Origin of the sequence: Corynebacterium sp. KPL2838 (assembly GCF_040225455.1) — a bacterium.
GTDB lineage: Bacteria > Actinomycetota > Actinomycetes > Mycobacteriales > Mycobacteriaceae > Corynebacterium > Corynebacterium rhinophilum.
Genome location: NZ_JBEHFT010000001.1, coordinates 16,229 through 29,331, shown reverse-complemented (window position 1 = coordinate 29,331; position 13,103 = coordinate 16,229). Strand labels below are relative to the sequence as shown.

Genomic DNA, 13,103 nt, shown 5'->3' with positions numbered 1-13,103 from the left:
TTTTCCTACCAAAGAAGACGACACTAGAGACTATGACTGCACCACGCGATCCTTTCTTTCCCGCTGAACGCTCCATTCGCGCCTCGGACAACCCCCTTGAAATACGCCACTTGGGCCGCATGGATTACCAAGAGGCATGGGATTACCAGGCGGAGGTGGCGGCGGCGCGCGCGCAGGGCACGCAGGACGATGTGGTCTTAGTGGTCGAACACCCCAATATCTACACCGCGGGCAAGCGCACGCAGCCCGAGGATATGCCGGATAACGATCTGCCGGTTATCACCGTGGACCGCGGCGGGCGCATTACCTGGCATGGCGAGGGGCAGTTGGTGCTCTACCCCATCATCAAGCTGGCAGAGCCTGTCGATGTCGTCGATTATGTCCGCCGCCTCGAGGAGGCCACCATCCAAGCCGTGCGGGAGATGGGTGTGACGACCGCAGGCCGCATCGACGGCCGTTCTGGGGTGTGGGTCCCTTCTACCACCCAGGCAAAAGATCCTTCCGCCTCCCAACGCGATCGCAAGATCGCCGCGCTGGGGATCCGCATTACCCGCGGGGTGACCATGCACGGCCTGGCACTTAACTGCAGCAATACGCTGGAATACTACGACCACATCGTGGCCTGTGGCATCGATGATGCAGATATCACCACGCTGTCACTAGAAATCGGCCGCGAGGTCACGATGGAGGAAGCCGCTAAGCCGCTTTTGCGGGCGCTTGATGATGCCCTCTCGGGCCGCCTCATCGTCGCCGATCACAGCTTCGGTTCCGCACCCGATCCCACGAAGATTGCGAATGAGAAGGCGCGGGAGCGGCGTCGGCAAGCACAGGCTTAAGCCTGGTGGCCCTAGTTTGGGGCTAGCGTGGAATAGTTGCGTGCCCGCGCGCCTTGTACCAAGAAGAGCTATTAGCCATCACCATCTTTGATCGATAAAGTGAGTATTTGTGACTGTAAAGCCTGAAGGACGCAAGATGCTCCGCATTGAGAAGAAAAATGCGGAGTCGCCCATCGAACAAAAGCCGCGGTGGATCCGCAACCAGGTACGCACCGGACCGGGCTATGAGGACATGAAGTCCCGCGTGGCCGGCGCTTCCCTGCACACCGTCTGCCAAGAAGCCGGTTGTCCGAATATCCACGAATGCTGGGAATCCCGCGAGGCAACCTTCCTCATCGGCGGCGATAAATGCACCCGCCGTTGCGACTTCTGCGATATTGCAACCGGCAAGCCGGAGCCGCTTGACCGCGACGAGCCACGCCGCGTGGCCGAAAACATCCAGGAAATGGACCTCAACTACACCACGATTACCGGTGTGACCCGCGATGACCTCCCGGATGAGGGCGCGTGGCTGTATGCGGAAATCGTGCGCAAGATCCACGAGCTCAACCCACACACCGGCGTAGAGAACCTCACCCCGGATTTCTCTGGCAAGCCGGATCTGCTCGAAGAGGTCTTCGAGGCACAGCCGGAGGTATTCGCTCACAACCTGGAGACCGTGCCGCGCATCTTCAAACGCATCCGCCCGGCCTTCCGCTACGAGCGCTCCCTCGATGTCATCCGCCAAGCCCACGACTACGGCCTTATTACCAAGTCCAACCTGATTTTGGGCATGGGCGAGACCGAGGACGAGGTCGAAGAAGCATTGCGCGACCTGCGCGAGGCTGGCTGTGACATCATCACCATCACCCAGTACCTGCGCCCCGGCCCGCGCTTCCACCCCATCGAGCGCTGGGTGCGACCGGAGGAATTCGTGGCCCACTCCAAGCTGGCCAAGGAACTGGGCTTCGGCGGCGTCATGTCTGGCCCGCTGGTTCGCTCCTCCTACCGCGCCGGCCGCCTGTACGTGCAGGCCATGGAAAAGCGCGGCTTGGAATTGCCGGAGAACCTCCAGCACCTGAAGGAAACGTCCCAGGGCGCTACCGCCCAGGAGGCATCCACCCTGCTGGATAAGTACGGTCCCTCGAAAGAAACCCCGGTGACCACCCGCATGGCCAAGACTCCGGCCAATGCTAATTCCGTAGCGGCAACCGTGCGCTAAACCCCGGAATATTCTTACTCGGCCCTCGCCATCTGCGGGGGCCGTTTAACATTTATGCCACCTGACCTTTAAAGTAGGAACCATGGCGAAAGATGACAAAGCAGCCCTGAAAGCTGCCAAGAAGCAAGAACGCGCGGCCAAGCGCCAAAAGCGTAAGCAAACCTGGTCACAGTTGTGGCAGGCATTCAATTTGCAGCGCAAGCAGGATAAGGCCCTCATCCCTATCATGCTGGCCGCCTTCCTCGGCGTCGGCCTTCTGTTCTTCCTCATTGGCACGCTCTTTAATGGCCAGTGGTTCATGCTGATTATCGGCTTGGGCCTAGGCGCGCTTTTGGCGATGTTCCTGTTTACCCGCCGCTTGGAACGCGATATGTACAAGCGCGTCGAAGACCAACCCGGCGCCGCCGGTTGGGCCTTGGAGCAGCAGCTGCGCAATACCGTCGGCATCGTGTGGTCCGTAAAGTCCGGCATCGCCGCCACACGCCAGCAGGACCTTATCCACCGGGTCATCGGCAATGCGGGCGTCATCTTCGTGTGCGAGGGCAATAAGAACCGCCTCCGCCCCACCCTTAACCAGCTGAAAAAGCGCGTGGACAAGATTGCCGGCGGCGTGCCGGTCTATGAGGTCTACGTCGGCACCGGCGAAGACGAGGTACCGGTATCCAAGCTGCGCAACCACCTCATGAAGCTGCCGCGCAACTACAATAAGAACGCCACCTACGACAACATCCGCCGCATTGAGGCCATGGACTCCATGCCTGGGACGATGCCGGGCATGCCCAAGGGCCCAATGCCGCAGCAAGCGCAGAATATGTCCGGCATGAACCGCCGCATGCGCCGCGCGCAACAGCGCAAGGGCAAGAGCTAAACACTGCTTTAGCCACTCGCCTTGGCTAGGCTTTCGGCTCTCGCCTTGCTTTATAACACAGACAGTCCCTGCAACCACCCGCTTGGGAAAGGTTGCAGGGACTGTCGTGGTTTTCGTAGTTTTACGGTGCGCGGGACTTATCCCCGCGCGCCGCTAAGAGTTAATGACGATGGTGCCGGTTGCTCGGTCGTGCATGCCGCGGCCGTCCGCGTCCACCATGGCGGCGGGGAAGATTACACCGGTAAGCAGCGTGCGCACTGCCGCGCGCCAGAAACCCACCTGCGCGCCCGGCACATCCAGGCGGGCCACGCCCATGCCGAGGATGAGCATGCCCGGGGTGCGTGCAAATAGCCAGCCACATACGATGCCCATTAATGCCCAGAGGGCGTAGCCCAAGAAGGATACGCCGCCGAGCTGAGTGGTGAACATGAGGATGAGATTGGCCAGCAGCATGCAGATGATCCAGTCAATGGCTACGGCGCCTGCGCGGCGGCCGACCGACGCCATGGACCCAGGTCCGGATTCCGGCAAGCCCAAGTGTTCACCGGGCCACCGGCCGGGGGTTCCTGCATCGTCATATTCGCCTGGAATATTGGGCCCATCGAGCCACGTGCGCTTGTCTGCCATGCTCACCAATTTAGTTGCCCCTCTCCCAGAAGTGAAACGAGGCCAATGGCCATGCCGGGTGGATAAAACTAGTAGGCTATAGGCAGATAATTCATCGGCCAACAAACAGGAGGCAATCTTGTCTTTCGAGACAGTGCAGGACATCGTCCAATTTATTCAGGATGAGGACGTAAAGTTCGTGGATGTCCGCTTTACGGACGTCCCCGGCACCGAGCACCACTTTTCCATCCCTGCCAGCGAATTTACTGAAGAAGAAGCAGAAAATGGTTTGGCCTTTGATGGTTCTTCCATTCGTGGTTTTACCACCATCGAAGAATCCGATATGACGCTGCTGCCGGATCCGGCCACAGCGCATATCGATCCCTTCCGTTCGGCGAAGACCCTGAATATCAAGTTCTTCGTCCACGATCCCTTTACCTTTGAGCCTTTTACCCGTGACTCGCGCAATATTGCCCGCAAGGCCGAGGAATACTTGCAGTCCACCGGCATCGCCGATACCTGTAACTTTGGCGCCGAGGCCGAGTTCTACCTCTTCGATTCCGTGCGCTATGGCACCGATATGCAGCACGGCTTCTTTGAGGTGGACTCCGATGAAGGCTGGTGGAACCGCGATAACGAGACCAACTTGGACGGCACTCCCAATACCGGTTACAAGACCCGCGTGAAGGGTGGCTACTTCCCTACCCCGCCGTACGATAAGCACAGCGAGGTCCGCGATGACATCGTGGCCAACCTGCAAGAGGTCGGCTTCCAGATCGAGCGCTTCCACCACGAGGTGGGCGCGGCCCAAAACGAGATCAACTACCGCTTCAACTCCCTGCTGCACGCCGGCGATGACATCCAGACCTTCAAATACGTGGTCAAGCGCACCGCCCAGGAGTGGGGCAAGGCCGCGACCTTCATGCCAAAGCCACTGGCTGGCGATAATGGTTCCGGCATGCACGCCCACATGTCCCTGTGGAAGGACGGCGAGCCCCTTTTCCACGATGAGGCTGGTTACGCAGGGCTTTCCGATATCGCCCGCTACTTCATCGGCGGCATCCTGCACCACGCAGGCGCCGTGCTCGCCTTTACCAACCCAACGCTGAACTCCTACCACCGCCTGGTTCCGGGCTTCGAGGCGCCGATCAACCTGGTGTACTCCCAGCGCAACCGTTCGGCTGCGATCCGCATTCCAATTACCGGTTCCAACCCAAAGGCTAAGCGCATCGAGTTCCGCGCACCGGACCCATCCAGCAACCCATACCTGGCCTTTGCTGCCATGATGATGGCCGGTGTGGATGGTGTGAAGAACCGCATCGAGCCGCACGCCCCGGTGGATAAGGACCTCTATGAGCTGCCGCCGGCAGAGGCTGAATCCATCCCGCAGGCACCGACCTCCCTGGAGGCTTCCTTGGAGGCGCTGAAGGAAGACATGGACTTCCTGACCGAGGGCGATGTCTTTACCGAGGATCTCCTCGAGACCTACATCAACTACAAGTACGAAAACGAGATCAACCCCGCGCGTCTGCGTCCCACCCCGCAGGAGTTCGAGCTCTACTTTGACTGCTAAGGCGTCGCTAGTTCTCAGCTAGTTTCTCCTACAAGGCAGCCACCTAAACAATGCTTAGGTGGCTGCTTTCTTTTTGCTTGCATCGGCACAGGTAAGCGTGCCCGAGAGTTTCGTCATACCCGCCGCCCACTTTGACAGTGGCCGCTCCCCAGCGCGCACATGAGGGTTTTTACTAGGCAAAAAGTGGCGCAGTCTAAGTAAGAAGCTCTGGATGAAACTAGAATCTGGGTAGTGACTGATAAATTCCGCCACCTTCCCCCGCCTGGTCCGGCTTGGGCCGGCAGCCTTATGGGTACTTCCATCGTCTCGCGCATGTTGGTTGAAGAAGACATGTTTGTTGCCGCTGGTGTATTTGCTGCACTTGCGTGCGCTATCTTCGTTGTTTTGACCGCCGGTTACACCCGCTACCGCAGTCCGCGGTTTGAGCGGACCACCATGGCGGAGTGGTCTATGTTTTTCATCGGCGTCCTCGCGCTTGGGGCGGCATTATCTGGGTTGACGGGCATTGGAGTATTCCGCCTCGTCGGCTTTTGGATCGGTGGCCCCGTCACCGTCATCACGTGGGGTATTCAGCTCACCCGCTTCGATGGCGAGCCGCGTTTTACCTGGGGCCTTCCTTTGGTGGGGCCGATGATTTCAGCTTCAGTAGCGGGGTGGCTTGCCCCCGATTACGGGCAGCTATACCACATCATGGGCACCGCGCTCTTCGCCATGTCCTTGCTGACGGCAGTCCCAGTATTTGTCTACGTCTACTGGGCAGCCTGGCACGGCAAGGTGGATTTTAGTGGTGGAAAATCCGCCACCGCGTGGGTGCCACTGGGCGTGGTTGGGCAATCTACCACCGCGATGCAGATCCTCTACCCCGGCAGTGTCTCCGTGTACTACGGGCTTATCGCGCTCGCCATCGCCATCCCGCTTTCGCTTTATGCGATGGTGACTTTCTATCCGCAGGCAGCTCGCTGGGTCCCCTACTCCCCTGCGTGGTGGGCGTGCACCTTTCCGCCCGGCACCGTGAGCATGGGCGGGCACCAGACCGCATTGGTCAATGGTTCAGAATGGCTTGATGTTGTCGCGCTGAGCATTCCCTTGCTCCTTATCGCGCACTGGTGCCTGTGCTCAGCGCGATTCTTAGGCTGGCTCTGGGAGGGCCGAACGCGCAAAGAACTGACTCACTAGGGGGTGTCTTTCCTCGTCTATCATCGGGCCATGAGCTCTTCGCCTATTACCTTCATCGCCTGGGATGCCGCGGGCCTTGGCGGGGTGCGGCAGGTGCTCGCCGGCTTGCGGCGCGATGGGGTCTTCCTATGCCGAGCAGGCCTAACGCTTGAAACCTCCTGGCTTGGCGATGGCGCCCAGGATTTCTATGGCACCGCCTGGGAATGGGGACCAGAAGATAGTGCCCTATTTTTTGAGCTGGCGCGTCGCGGCAAGCTGCTGATGACTATCGATGCCACGGTCATCTGCTGCGGATCCGATAAAGACGTGGAAGAGGCCCGGGAGTGCATCGCCCAAGAGCTGGTCGTAGCGAACAGCGCACAGGAGCTACGACAGCTGCTCATCGGCGCGGAGGAAACACGCTAGAGCCCGGGCTGCTCGCTGCGCTTCATCCAGCTCATGCGGGGAGAAAACCCCTGGGGGTGCTTGAGGTGTGCCACGGCATCCGCGATCATCAGGCGATGGCGGCGCGACACGCTATCCGGGAGGTGGGCCACCGAGAACCACTGCGCTTCGGTGTTTTCTTCATCGCTGATGACGGGCTCGGCGCCGTCGGCGACAGATAGGCGCAGCGCGGTGCCCATGAACATGCATTCATCGCCATTGGGATAGGTCACCGGACCAGATTGGCCAACGCCGAGGAGCGCTTCCACCTTGGCATCGAGGCCCACCTCTTCCTTGACCTCCCGCAAGGCGGTGGTCGTAATCTCCTCGCCCGGCTCACAGATGCCTTCCACGGGGGTCCACACGGCATTATCGGCGCGCTTGACTAGCAGTACAGACGGCACCTCCCATAGGGCCGCACCGGTGGGTACATCGCGGAGAATGATGGCGCTGCACGCGGGGACGAAGATCTGATCGTGGCCGATGGATTCGCGCAGCTTCACAATATAATCAGGCGTTGGCATACCACCTAGCGTAGCCAATTGTGCCTGATCCTATACCACGGGGCCGAGAACCTTCAGCGCCAATTCCTGGATATCCGGTGCGGTGGTAAAGGCCACGTCGATGTTTTGTTGCGTGTCTTCGCAGCTATGCCCCTCGTCCAAAGGCTCGGTGATTCCAGAGACCAGCCCCACGATGGTCTGCCGGCCATCCACATCGCCGTAAACGGGCCCGCCGGAATCCCCGACCGCGCTGCACATCTCCGCCAGGGCGGCGTTGGAATCGTGTTCTAGGCCCTGGTAATTCAGTTGTGTGGAATCCACCGCGTTTTTCACGTTCCCGCAGGTCACGATGGTAGAACTGCCCAGCTTGCATACCGCGTCCGGCAGCTTGTCCAGCTGCGTCGCTACGGTGGTGGCTACCTCGCCTGGAGTGAAGTACTGCGCATCGCGGTATAGCTCGATGAAGGCAACGTCCAAGTGGTTGGTCTCCTCGGCAAAGAAATCCGAATAGATCACCTCGCCTACCGGATCGGCTGGGTATACAAAATCGCCCTCTTGGGTTCCGGCCCAGACCTTATCGCCAGGTTTGCCGCAATGGGAGGCTGTCACGGCGATGGTGCGGCCATCGGCAAGCGCGAAGGACCACGCCGCGGTGCAGGACTGGAAGTTAAAGTACTCGCCCGGCTGTGGGTCGCTCGTGGTTAAATTCAGCGCGGCGCCTGGGGGCACCGGCACCACCGCGGGCTCATAAAACTCGTTCGGCGGCGCCGGCGGTGGCGTGTCGGTGGATTGTGCAACCACCCCATCCTGCTGCTGGGTGGCATCGGTGCTACACGATGCCACCATAAACAGCCCTGCTGCTGCCAGCAGGCTACTGACTATCCGTACCCGCGTCACCTGCAGAGTCCTTGTCCTGTTCTTCCTTATCCGCCTCTGCTTGTGCTTTTAAGTCGCGGATGAATTTTTCCGGATCGAATTCGGTATAGTGCTCCGGCCCGGCGAAGTTTTCTAATGCCATGTGGTTGCTACACCTCCGTGTTCTTGATGCTCGAGGTAATAAAGTCCTTGACCGCTGCGGCATCGTTGGGCAGATCCGCCACGTGGCGCTCCGCATCTAGGATGTCAACGAAACGCTCCGGTGGCTGCGGCGCGCTCCCGATGGCCTCGGTAATGGTTTCGCTGAATTTTACCGGCAGTGCCGTTTCCAGGCAGATAATGGGCGTCGTCACGCCCTCTTTTTGGGCCGCACGCGCCACCTTGATGCCATCGGCCGTGTGCGGATCCGCCAGGTAACCATAGCGCTCGTGGACGTCCTTGATGGTGGCGAGCCGATCATCGTGGGTAGAGGAACCGGACAAGAAACCGTAGTCTTCACGCGCGGCCGTGATGAGCTCTTCTTCCAGGTTAAACCCGCCTTCTTTGACCTTGGTGCCAAAGAGATCCGCAACGCGGACGGCATCGCGGCCTAAAAGATCAAAGGCGAAGCGCTCGAAGTTCGAGGCGCGGGAAATATCCATAGACGGCGACGAGGTGGCCATGGTTTCCGCGGCCGGACGCGGGCGGTAGTTGCCGGTGCGGAAGAACTCATCCAAGACGTCATTCTCATTCGTCGCCACGATGAGGCGATCGATGGGAAGGCCCATGCTGCGCGCGATGTGACCGGCGCAGATATCGCCGAAGTTACCGGTAGGAACGCTAAAGGATACCTTCTGCTCGTTAGTATCGGTGACCTTGATCCAGCAGGAAATATAGTAAACCACCTGGGCTAGCAGGCGCGCCCAGTTAATGGAGTTGACCGCGCCGATGCGGTAGTTGGCCTTAAATTCCGCATCGCTGGAGACGGCCTTTACCACGTCCTGGCAATCATCAAAGACACCGTCGAGAGCGATATTGAAGATATTCGGATCATCCAGGCCAAACATTTGGGCCTGCTGGAAGGCGGTCATGCGCCCGGCTGGGGTCAACATGAAAACGCGGATGCCGTCGCGCCCGCGCATGGCGTACTCAGCAGAAGAGCCGGTATCGCCAGAGGTAGCGCCCAAAATATTCAGCGTCTCCCCGCGGCGGGCAAGCTCGTATTCAAAAAGCTCGCCCAAAAGCTGCATGGCCATATCTTTAAATGCAGCGGTGGGGCCCTCGGACAGGTGGCCGATAAAGAGGGCATCGCCAAGCTCAGTGACCGGAACGATCTCTGGGGAGGCAAACTTCGGGTTGGTATATGCCCGGGCTGCGATTTTATCCAGATCCTCGTCTGGAATATCATCGATAAACAGCTTGATGACCTCGGCCGCAAGGGCGGCATAGCCGTTGGTTTTCACCACATCGCGCCACGCATCCAACGTGGCGGAATCTAGTTGCGGGTAGGTTTCAGGCAGGTAAAGGCCGCCATCGGGCGCGAGCCCTCCTAAAAGGATATCCGTAAAGGATGCGGGCTGGCCGGTGGTATCACGGGTCGAAATATACTTCACAAGATGAATCCTAGTAGTTAACGCGTAAGGTATCAGCCATGTCGCAGCCAAATCCCAGAGAAGTTATCACAACCCAGGCGTTAATGATTTGGATCGCGGCAATGGCGGTCTACCTCGTAGCCATTACCGGGCGGTCTTCCTTCGGCGTCGCCGGCCTTGATGCCATCGAGCGCTTCGACGTCGATGCCGGGCGCATCGCGGTATTTACCTCCGTGCAATTGGGCGTTTATGCCATCGCGCAGATCCCCACCGGCATGCTGATCGATAAATTTGGCCCCCGCATCCTGCTCGTGGTGGGCGCGGTCATTATGGGCGTTGGCCAGGTCATACTCGGCTTTACCAGCAATTACGGGGTAGCTATCTTCGCACGCGTGCTCATCGGCGCCGGCGATGCCACGGGCTTCTTATCGGTGATGCGCATCCTGCCTTACTGGTTCCCGCTGCACCGCACACCGATGTTTACCCAGGTGACCTCCTCCATTGGCCAGATGGGCCAATTCATTTCCGCCGTCCCCTTCCTCTGGTTGCTAGGAACTGCGGGATGGACCGCGGCGTTCGTGACCTTGGGCGCAGTAGGCATCCTCGTTGCCATTGCCGCCGCCGTCGCGGTCGCTGACTCCCCAGAGAAGCTCGGGGTTATCCCTTTAGAAAAAGAACCGCCCAATTCCCAGGGCAGCAGCATCGGTGCCCGCTTAAAGGCGGTCTTTACCTCGCCCATCGCCTGGCAGGCGTACTTTATTCACTACAGCGGCATGTTGCCGCTGATTGTCTTTGTCATGCTGTGGGGCATGCCCATGATGACCCAAGGCATGGAGCTGTCCAAGGGCAAGGCCAGCCTTGTGCTCACCCTCTTGGCCGTATTTTTGGTTCTTGTCGGTCCACTGCACGGCCGGATTTCTTCCCGCGCGCAGAATATCCGTCCCTGGGTCGCGCTTGGGTTTGTGTGCCTGCACGTGCTGACCTGGGTACTATTCTTCGCCTTCGGCACCGGCGGGGGTCTGGCGGCCATCACCGTGGTCTCCTTTATCTTGGCGCTGTGCACGCCGACGTCGAATTATGGCTTCGACATCATCCGCGAGAACATGGACCGCTCTGTCGTCGCCACCGCCACCGGCTTAGGCAATATGGGCGGGTTTACCTCCGGCATGTTGGGCGCGCAATTATTTGGCATGGTCTTGGACCACTCTGCCGATGCCCCCAATTACTCCATGCCCGATTTCACCTCCGCCTCACTCGCCGTCCTAGCCATATGGCTGTGTGGCATGGCTGGTGTTGTCATCACCCACATCCTGCGTCGGCGCGGCGGCTACGCGGGGCCATCCGTGCGGATCGTGGAAGTAACCTAGCGGTCTATTCGTGCCTTTCGGCCTCGTCCACCGTGGTGTCGGCTGCCATTGCATCCTCCGCCTCTGCATCTTCTGCGTCTGGGGCCAAGATAAAGTTGATGGTCCCCTCAGGGTCCTCGAGGAACTCCCTGGTGGCGGCCACGGCCTCGGCCTCGTCAAAGGAAATGCGCTGAAAGCCGGTGTCATTTAATTCCACGATATCGGCATTGGGGCAGCCTAATAGGATGGGTGAATGCGTGGCGATAAATACCTGCGCACCGCGGTCAACGGCTTGGGCGATTTCCGCTATCAATGCCAATTGCCGGACGACGGACAATCCCGATTCTGGTTCATCCAGAATATAGACCCCAGCGCCGTCAACGCGCTCATAGAGCACGTCGAACACGGACTCGCCGTGCGAGCGGGCCTGCACATCCACCTGGATGGGCAGGGTGGAACGCCCACCGGTTTCCTCGGGGGATTGTTCGCGCGATAGAAGGTATTCGTGGGTTTCCGCGCGCAGGAAATAGGCGCGCTGGATAAGCTCCGTGCACTCACAAGCCACCGGGCTTACTGGCAAGATTGCTTCCGGATCCCCCATCCGGCCGCCCTTGGGAGAGCACCCAAGATCCGTTGCCATGGCAGCCAAGAAGCTGGATTTTCCTATGCCGTTATCGCCGACGAAAATCGTCACCGGGCGGGTAAAGGAAAAGCGCCTTAAATCCGCTAGGTAATCGAAGGCAGGCAGGCTGCGGCGATAATCCCGCGGCATGGATTTCAGGCGAATGGCATCAACCAACATGCCTGGAACTTTAGCAGCAGCGGCGGTGCACAGTTGGGGTATGCACGCTATCTCTTCGCTAGTGCTGTTGCTACCTCGAGTGCGGACTTGAGGTGCAGGATTAATGGATCCCCGGTTGCGGCTTGGGCAATGGTCTCTGCTGGAACCGTATTTACCGCAAAGGCTATCGCCAATCCCCCGCTAATAGGAAATACTATGGCTGCAGCCACCGCCAAGGTTGTAGATAATCTATTGCTTATTGTCATCGTCTCCTCCAGTCCCTCGGTAACGCATACCTTTATTCGTTACCGTTTCGTTATGGGATAACTCTAGGGAGACGAGCTGTTAAGGCCATACCGTCAGTCTGCCGGTTTCCTGAAACTTCTTAGGGACCATTCGCAGGCAATCCAGTGCCCATGGCACTGGCCTAATTCGCCGGGGCGCTTTCGGCCACGATGCCATCGCTGGCGGGGATGACAATCCCCTTTTCGAAGGCACCGATGATGGCCTTTTCATCGTCTTCATCCAACTCACCAGAGGCCACGGCGCTCTTTAATTCGCGCTCGAGATACTGCCGGACATCAGACTTTCCGGATTTATTCTGGGTAATATCGCGCGGCACCGATTCCAGGGGAATCCCCAACGCCTTCGCCAGCGACATCACGCGATTGGCCTCTGAAGACGCATCGCTTCCTACCGCACCATTCACCTGGGCGGGCGCTTCTTCTTGCACCACTCCCCCGGCTACGGCATCTCCCACGGTCATCGTCCCTTTAGGCGGGTGATGCCGACTGGTTGCCCACGTGCCAACGACGACGGCGATAATGGCCGCCACGGCAATACAGCCCCAGAGGTAGATAAGCTTCCTGCGGTGGGCTCCCGAAGATTTAGCCATGGTAATCCGAGTTTCCTCCGAAGAAGCCATAACCATTGCCGCGCGAGGAATTACCATTGCCGCGTTCATTCAAAATATCGATGAGCGAGCGGATCGTGGCCTCCCCAATGCGGTCGCCGCGCCCGCGCGAGCGGGAGTCCGCACCGCCCTCGCGGCCAAGGTCGTCTGCGCGCTGCGGCGCGTCGAGATTCTGCCCGCCGCGGGATGCGCCTGTTTGTGGGGCCGAGACCTCAATGGTCAAGGTGGTGCCATCTAATTCTAGGGCGTCATCATCACGGACTCCTGCCGCGCGAGGGGCAGAAAGCAATGCGGCCAATTCTCCAACGGTGGCGGAGTCCACATCGAGCTGCAGCTGAAATGACATAACCAAAGATCCTTTCTCTAACTTATTCCTACTCTAGGATCCGATACTTCAAAAGTTAAGGGAATTAGCGCTGTATAGACCAAG

15 protein-coding genes are annotated in these 13,103 nt (G+C 59.2%); 7 read left to right on the top strand and 8 right to left on the bottom strand.

The window, feature by feature from the left end:
• The first annotated feature begins 32 nt into the window (after positions 1-32).
• The 3 genes from lipB to ABRP98_RS00135 all read left to right on the top strand — a co-directional run bounded on the left by lipB (position 33) and on the right by ABRP98_RS00135 (position 2,905).
• Positions 33-836 carry a lipoyl(octanoyl) transferase LipB gene (gene lipB, locus ABRP98_RS00145; protein WP_349856961.1) on the top strand — a complete coding sequence of 268 codons (804 nt, stop codon included), beginning with the start codon at positions 33-35 and terminating at the stop codon, positions 834-836.
• A gap of 136 nt (positions 837-972) precedes the next feature.
• A complete protein-coding gene (gene lipA / locus ABRP98_RS00140) occupies positions 973-2,037 on the top strand; it encodes a lipoyl synthase (protein WP_005278301.1) in 1,065 nt (354 codons plus the stop codon).
• Positions 2,038-2,119: 82 nt separating this feature from the next.
• Positions 2,120-2,905 (top strand): DUF4191 domain-containing protein, encoded by a 786-nt coding sequence (locus ABRP98_RS00135; RefSeq protein WP_349856960.1) that lies wholly within the window; start codon positions 2,120-2,122, stop codon positions 2,903-2,905.
• A gap of 153 nt (positions 2,906-3,058) precedes the next feature.
• Here the strand turns inward: ABRP98_RS00135 and ABRP98_RS00130 are convergent, their stop codons facing one another.
• On the bottom strand, positions 3,059-3,532 hold the full coding sequence (locus tag ABRP98_RS00130; RefSeq protein WP_284782403.1) for an RDD family protein: 474 nt from the start codon (positions 3,530-3,532) through the stop codon (positions 3,059-3,061).
• 118 nt (positions 3,533-3,650) lie between these two features.
• Between ABRP98_RS00130 and glnA the strand changes: the two genes are divergently transcribed.
• The 3 genes from glnA (at position 3,651) to ABRP98_RS00115 (ending at position 6,665) form a co-directional block, all read left to right on the top strand.
• Complete coding sequence (glnA, locus tag ABRP98_RS00125; RefSeq protein WP_284769474.1) at positions 3,651-5,084, top strand: type I glutamate--ammonia ligase; 1,434 nt, start codon at positions 3,651-3,653, stop codon at positions 5,082-5,084.
• Positions 5,085-5,315: 231 nt separating this feature from the next.
• Positions 5,316-6,260 (top strand): TDT family transporter, encoded by a 945-nt coding sequence (locus ABRP98_RS00120; protein WP_349856959.1) that lies wholly within the window; start codon positions 5,316-5,318, stop codon positions 6,258-6,260.
• Positions 6,261-6,290: 30 nt separating this feature from the next.
• A complete protein-coding gene (locus tag ABRP98_RS00115; RefSeq protein ID WP_349856958.1) occupies positions 6,291-6,665 on the top strand; it encodes a hypothetical protein in 375 nt (124 codons plus the stop codon).
• Here ABRP98_RS00115 and ABRP98_RS00110 read toward each other — a convergent pair.
• From ABRP98_RS00110 to thrC, 4 genes are read right to left on the bottom strand one after another with little or no spacing between them, the layout of a single operon-like run.
• Positions 6,662-7,207 (bottom strand): NUDIX hydrolase, encoded by a 546-nt coding sequence (locus tag ABRP98_RS00110; RefSeq protein ID WP_349856957.1) that lies wholly within the window; start codon positions 7,205-7,207, stop codon positions 6,662-6,664. The genes ABRP98_RS00115 and ABRP98_RS00110 overlap by 4 nt on opposite strands.
• A 30-nt stretch (positions 7,208-7,237) precedes the next feature.
• Positions 7,238-8,032 carry a trypsin-like serine protease gene (locus tag ABRP98_RS00105; RefSeq protein ID WP_349856956.1) on the bottom strand — a complete coding sequence of 265 codons (795 nt, stop codon included), beginning with the start codon at positions 8,030-8,032 and terminating at the stop codon, positions 7,238-7,240.
• A 25-nt stretch (positions 8,033-8,057) separates the two neighbouring features.
• Positions 8,058-8,204 carry a hypothetical protein gene (locus ABRP98_RS00100; RefSeq protein ID WP_005278279.1) on the bottom strand — a complete coding sequence of 49 codons (147 nt, stop codon included), beginning with the start codon at positions 8,202-8,204 and terminating at the stop codon, positions 8,058-8,060.
• 7 nt (positions 8,205-8,211) lie between these two features.
• Positions 8,212-9,654: a threonine synthase gene (gene thrC, locus ABRP98_RS00095; RefSeq protein ID WP_349856955.1), complete on the bottom strand. Its 1,443-nt coding sequence runs from the start codon at positions 9,652-9,654 to the stop codon at positions 8,212-8,214.
• 38 nt (positions 9,655-9,692) lie between these two features.
• On the opposite strand from thrC, the gene ABRP98_RS00090 reads away from it, so the two are divergent.
• Positions 9,693-11,000 (top strand): MFS transporter, encoded by a 1,308-nt coding sequence (locus tag ABRP98_RS00090; protein WP_349856954.1) that lies wholly within the window; start codon positions 9,693-9,695, stop codon positions 10,998-11,000.
• Positions 11,001-11,004: 4 nt separating this feature from the next.
• On the opposite strand, the gene ABRP98_RS00085 is transcribed toward ABRP98_RS00090, so the two are convergent.
• From ABRP98_RS00085 to ABRP98_RS00075, 3 genes are all read right to left on the bottom strand, one after another.
• Complete coding sequence (locus tag ABRP98_RS00085) at positions 11,005-11,781, bottom strand: AAA family ATPase (protein ID WP_349856953.1); 777 nt, start codon at positions 11,779-11,781, stop codon at positions 11,005-11,007.
• Positions 11,782-12,187: 406 nt separating this feature from the next.
• Entirely contained in the window at positions 12,188-12,655 is a 468-nt protein-coding gene (locus ABRP98_RS00080; protein ID WP_349856952.1) for a hypothetical protein, read from the bottom strand.
• Entirely contained in the window at positions 12,648-13,019 is a 372-nt protein-coding gene (locus ABRP98_RS00075; RefSeq protein ID WP_349856951.1) for a Cgl2226 family protein, read from the bottom strand. The genes ABRP98_RS00080 and ABRP98_RS00075 overlap by 8 nt, the downstream gene beginning before the upstream one ends.
• Between the last annotated feature and the right edge of the window lie 84 nt (positions 13,020-13,103).

Excerpts from the sequence above, each read along its gene's own strand:
- lipB (WP_349856961.1), top strand. The coding sequence starts at position 33 with ATGACTGCACCACGCGATCCTTTCTTTCCCGCTGAACGCTCCATTCGC.
- lipA (WP_005278301.1), top strand. The coding sequence starts at position 973 with ATGCTCCGCATTGAGAAGAAAAATGCGGAGTCGCCCATCGAACAAAAG.
- ABRP98_RS00135 (WP_349856960.1), top strand. The coding sequence starts at position 2,120 with ATGGCGAAAGATGACAAAGCAGCCCTGAAAGCTGCCAAGAAGCAAGAA.
- ABRP98_RS00130 (WP_284782403.1), bottom strand. The coding sequence starts at position 3,532 with ATGGCAGACAAGCGCACGTGGCTCGATGGGCCCAATATTCCAGGCGAA.
- ABRP98_RS00115 (WP_349856958.1), top strand. The coding sequence starts at position 6,291 with ATGAGCTCTTCGCCTATTACCTTCATCGCCTGGGATGCCGCGGGCCTT.
- ABRP98_RS00110 (WP_349856957.1), bottom strand. The coding sequence starts at position 7,207 with ATGCCAACGCCTGATTATATTGTGAAGCTGCGCGAATCCATCGGCCAC.
- ABRP98_RS00105 (WP_349856956.1), bottom strand. The coding sequence starts at position 8,032 with ATGGTGGCATCGTGTAGCACCGATGCCACCCAGCAGCAGGATGGGGTG.
- ABRP98_RS00100 (WP_005278279.1), bottom strand. The coding sequence starts at position 8,204 with ATGGCATTAGAAAACTTCGCCGGGCCGGAGCACTATACCGAATTCGAT.
- ABRP98_RS00090 (WP_349856954.1), top strand. The coding sequence starts at position 9,693 with ATGTCGCAGCCAAATCCCAGAGAAGTTATCACAACCCAGGCGTTAATG.
- ABRP98_RS00085 (WP_349856953.1), bottom strand. The coding sequence starts at position 11,781 with ATGTTGGTTGATGCCATTCGCCTGAAATCCATGCCGCGGGATTATCGC.
- ABRP98_RS00080 (WP_349856952.1), bottom strand. The coding sequence starts at position 12,655 with ATGGCTAAATCTTCGGGAGCCCACCGCAGGAAGCTTATCTACCTCTGG.
- ABRP98_RS00075 (WP_349856951.1), bottom strand. The coding sequence starts at position 13,019 with ATGTCATTTCAGCTGCAGCTCGATGTGGACTCCGCCACCGTTGGAGAA.